Below are 3663 nucleotides of genomic sequence, written 5' to 3'. Positions count from 1 at the left end.
GCGTGGCTCTCCCTCAACGAGCCGCAGCGGCTGCGCTCGGCGATCCTCGGCGGCATCGGCATCGGCGGCCTGATCGAGGGAACCGGGCCCGGCGAGAACGTCGCCATGGCACTGGAAGCCCCCGCGCTCGACGACGTCTCCGATCCCGTCGGGCGCACCTTCCGCGCCTTCGCCGATCAGACCCGCTCCGACCGGCGGGCGCTCGCCGCCTRCCTGCGCGGCACGCGCGACCTCATGACCAGGGGCGAAGCTGCACGCATCGACGTGCCCGTGCTGATCGCGGTCGGGTCTACCGACGACGTCGCGGGCTCGGCCAGCGCGCTCGGTGCCATCATTCCGGGCTCGGAAGTGCTCGACATTCCGGGCCGCGATCACATGCGCGCGGTCGGCGACAAGGTCTACAAGACCGGCGTGCTCGATTTTCTCTCACGCCGCGGCTGAGCCTTCAGGTTCCTCGTCGCCGGACGCGCGCGCCAGCGCCACCAGCACCACGAAGGTCGCAACCCACGCCATGCGCGCGCCGTAGCGGTCGTGCGGACCGGAGATGACGGCGCAGATGAAGGCGTTGCCGAGCAGCGCGAGCGTCACGGTCGCCGCCAGCAACGTCAGATCGTCGAGCCGGCGGCGCGCCAGCGCATGCGCGAGCAGCCCGACCAGCGCCAGCATCGAGGCCAGCGCGACGGGAACATGCAGCCGGTTGATGTCGTCGAAATTGACGTCCCAGTGCTGTTGCCGCGCCGCGCGCATCGGCGCGATCTGTGCGGGGATGTAGCGCTCGATGATGCCGTAGGTGTGGGGGATCCAGCCATTGGTGCCTTCGCCGGTCGCCACGTGCAGCAATTGCCGGCCCACCGCCCGCAGTGCCGCGCCGGCCTGCCAGGCCGGATAGTCGGCGAGCGAGTGCACGACGATGTAGCCCATCTCGTCGTTCAAGCCCTCAAACCGGCCGAGCGTGTTGAACATGCTGTTGCCCCACAGGAACTCGTCGGCGGTCGCCGGCAATTCGTTGCGGTAGGGACAGAGCTTGAAGCTCTCGCGCGGGCAGTGGTCATTGAGATAGCGCGCGACGATGCCGTCCTGCATCATGCGGCCGAAGGCGACGCCGTAGCCGCCGGGCGTCCAGGCCCATTTGCCCGACAGCGCATGGTTCGCCGAGACCAGCATCAGGCCGCCCGCGACGATGGTCATGCTCGCCTGCGCCAGTCCTGCGAGCGGAAGCCTGCGGCCCACGAACGGCCGCGCCATCCAGCCCGCGACGCAGAGGCCGAGCAGCACGCCGAGCGTGGCGCTGTGGGTTGCGGCGGCAAAGGCGGTGAAGACGAACAGCGCGGTTTTTTCGAGCGGCGCCGTGCGCTGCGCTCCGACGACCAGGAGGAACAGCGACAGCACCGACAATCCCGCGAAGATGTCCGTGAGCAGCATGCTGGCGAGCCAGGGCAGCGCGGTCGACAGGATCAGGAGCAGGCTGATCGCGACGAAGCGGAACGTCTGCATCAGGCCGAGGACGCGCAAGCTGAGCTGCAACAGCCACAGCGTCGCCAGCGACTGGATCGCGAGGTTGATCCAGAAGCCGAAGCTTTCGCCGTAGTGGAGGTAGAGGCCGAACACGGTGGAGCGGCTGGGGACGAGATAGCCCTCGTACCAGCGCGCCAGATACCCGCCGGTATCCCACTGCAACAGCGGATAGCCGTTCCAGAACGCCGGCGCGATGATCAGGAGGGGCAGGGCCAGGGCGGCGAGCCGCAGCCAGAACGAGCCCGCGGCGCGCGCGCGCAAATGATCGGTGGTGGTGGTCAAATCCGCTCCGTCGTCGTCCGGACCATGCCCGCAATAAGGGTTGGGAGAGAATTCACCAATAGTTTGACGCTGCCCGGCTTGAATTTGGCGAAACCCTGACCACTTTTAACCGACCTTGCCGCCTGGGGGCGTCAGAAGATATCGTTGTGTTTCAACGCGTTGGCAGGCGTCCGCGGGCAAGGTGCTGTTCACTCTCAGGCAAGCCCGTCAGGACTTTGTCGCCTAGACTGTGCTATAGAGCCAACAAAACGAGCCCATTCGAAAGAGCAGATCCCATGGCAGTGCATCAGGTCAATCCGGGAGGAAAGCTCGCATCCCTCGATCCGATCTGGGACCGGATCCGGAGCGAAGCGGAGGACATCGTCCATCGCGAGCCGGAGCTTGCGACCTTCATCTATTCGACGGTGCTGCACCACAGCCGCCTCGAGGATTCGGTGATCCATCGTCTCRCCGACCGGCTCGATCATTCCGCGCTGTCGGGCGATCTCGTGCGCCAGACCTATGACGAGGCGCTGCGCGACGATCCCGATCTCGGCAACGCCTTCCGCGCCGATCTCGTCGCCGTCTACGATCGCGATCCCGCGACCTCGCGCTTCATCGATCCGTTGCTCTACTTCAAGGGCTTTCACGCGATCCAGACCCATCGCCTTGCGCACTGGCTCTGGCTGAAGGGCCGCAAGGACTTCGCGTATTATCTCCAGAGCCGCGCCTCTGCGGTATTCCAGACCGACATCAATCCCGCCGCGCGCATCGGCCGCGGCATCTTCCTCGACCATGCCACCGGTTTCGTCTGCGGCGAGACGGCTGTGATCGAGGACGACGTCTCGATCCTGCACGGCGTCACGCTCGGCGGCACCGGCAAGGAGAACGAGGACCGTCATCCGAAGATTCGCCATGGCGTGCTGATCGGTGCGGGCGCGAAGATCCTCGGCAACATCGAGATCGGCCATTGCGCGCGCATCGCCGCGGGCTCGGTCGTGGTCAAGCCGGTCCCGCACAACGTCACGGTCGCCGGCGTGCCCGCCAAGATCGTCGGTGAGGCCGGCTGTGCCGAGCCGTCGCGCACCATGGATCAGATGATCAACGCGACGGGGCTTTGAGCTCGAGAAGAAGGGCCGGATTCTCCGGCCCTTCTCGTCCCCAAATTCTTTGGCAATTCATGCTGGCGGTTCGTCGCGTCTCGTCCTAAAACCCCGCCAACTCAGATTTCGATTGGAGACTTGCCGTGGACGTCAAGGAAGTAAGGAAGCTCGACGCGTATCTGAAACGCGTATTCGGCAATCCCAAGATCCGCGTCGTGCCGCGGCCGAAGAAGGACGATTCCGCCGAGGTCTATATCGGCGAGGAGTTCATCGGCGTGCTGTTCGTCGACGACGAGGACGACGATCGCTCGTTCCAGTTCCAGATGGCGATCCTCGAGGACGATCTCGTCGATCAGGAATAGCTCGTCACCCGTCATTGCGAGCGAAGCGAAGCAATCCAGGAACCTTTCCGCGAAGGGATTCTGATTGCTTCGCTCGCAATGACCACGTTGGATCTGCTGTCCCGTATTGCCACCTTACTTTGCAGCGAGATCACGACACGCCCTGCGCTTTCGCCGTGAGCTATTCGTTCAGTTGCAGACTTCGACTGTAGCGCCGTAGCCCCGCGAGTTTCCTGCCGACCACCCAGATTCAAGTCGACAGCCCGGCCGAACCGGACGACAACCCGCACTGGTGCAATACACTTGCCCGGTCGCCTGCGGCTTCGAGGGCGCGTCCTCGACCCTCTTCCGCTCCGCGTCCCGCGTTTTGGTCTCGTCTCGGGTCGCAACGGGCTTCTTGTCCTGGACCTTCTCGCATTCATTGTCGTCATTGACGCGATAGC

At 64.9% G+C, this 3663-nt stretch carries 4 protein-coding genes and 1 pseudogene; 3 read left to right on the top strand and 2 right to left on the bottom strand.

Going from position 1 to position 3663, the window contains the following annotated elements; all coding sequences use genetic code 11:
* A partial coding sequence (locus tag AC1D00_RS31675) for an alpha/beta fold hydrolase (protein WP_477013372.1) occupies nt 1-441 on the top strand: 441 nt, incomplete at its 5' end.
* Here AC1D00_RS31675 and AC1D00_RS31670 read toward each other — a convergent pair.
* Nucleotides 427-1797 (bottom strand): hypothetical protein, encoded by a 1371-nt coding sequence (locus AC1D00_RS31670; protein WP_477013371.1) that lies wholly within the window; start codon nt 1795-1797, stop codon nt 427-429. The two genes, AC1D00_RS31675 and AC1D00_RS31670, sit on opposite strands and share 15 nt — an antisense overlap.
* A 275-nt stretch (nt 1798-2072) precedes the next feature.
* On the opposite strand from AC1D00_RS31670, the gene cysE reads away from it, so the two are divergent.
* Both cysE and AC1D00_RS31660 read left to right on the top strand, forming a co-directional pair.
* Nucleotides 2073-2897 carry a serine O-acetyltransferase gene (gene cysE, locus AC1D00_RS31665; protein ID WP_477013370.1) on the top strand — a complete coding sequence of 275 codons (825 nt, stop codon included), beginning with the start codon at nt 2073-2075 and terminating at the stop codon, nt 2895-2897.
* Nucleotides 2898-3022: 125 nt separating this feature from the next.
* A complete protein-coding gene (locus tag AC1D00_RS31660; RefSeq protein WP_007602550.1) occupies nt 3023-3241 on the top strand; it encodes a DUF3126 family protein in 219 nt (72 codons plus the stop codon).
* Nucleotides 3242-3409: 168 nt separating this feature from the next.
* Here the strand turns inward: AC1D00_RS31660 and AC1D00_RS31655 are convergent.
* Nucleotides 3410-3663, bottom strand: a pseudogene (locus AC1D00_RS31655) (caspase family protein); the annotation flags it as partial.

The sequence above is a fragment of the Bradyrhizobium sp. P2_E8 genome, assembly GCF_056403875.1.
Note: the sequence above shows the minus strand (reverse complement) of the source record. Positions and strands in the feature narration are given on the sequence as shown.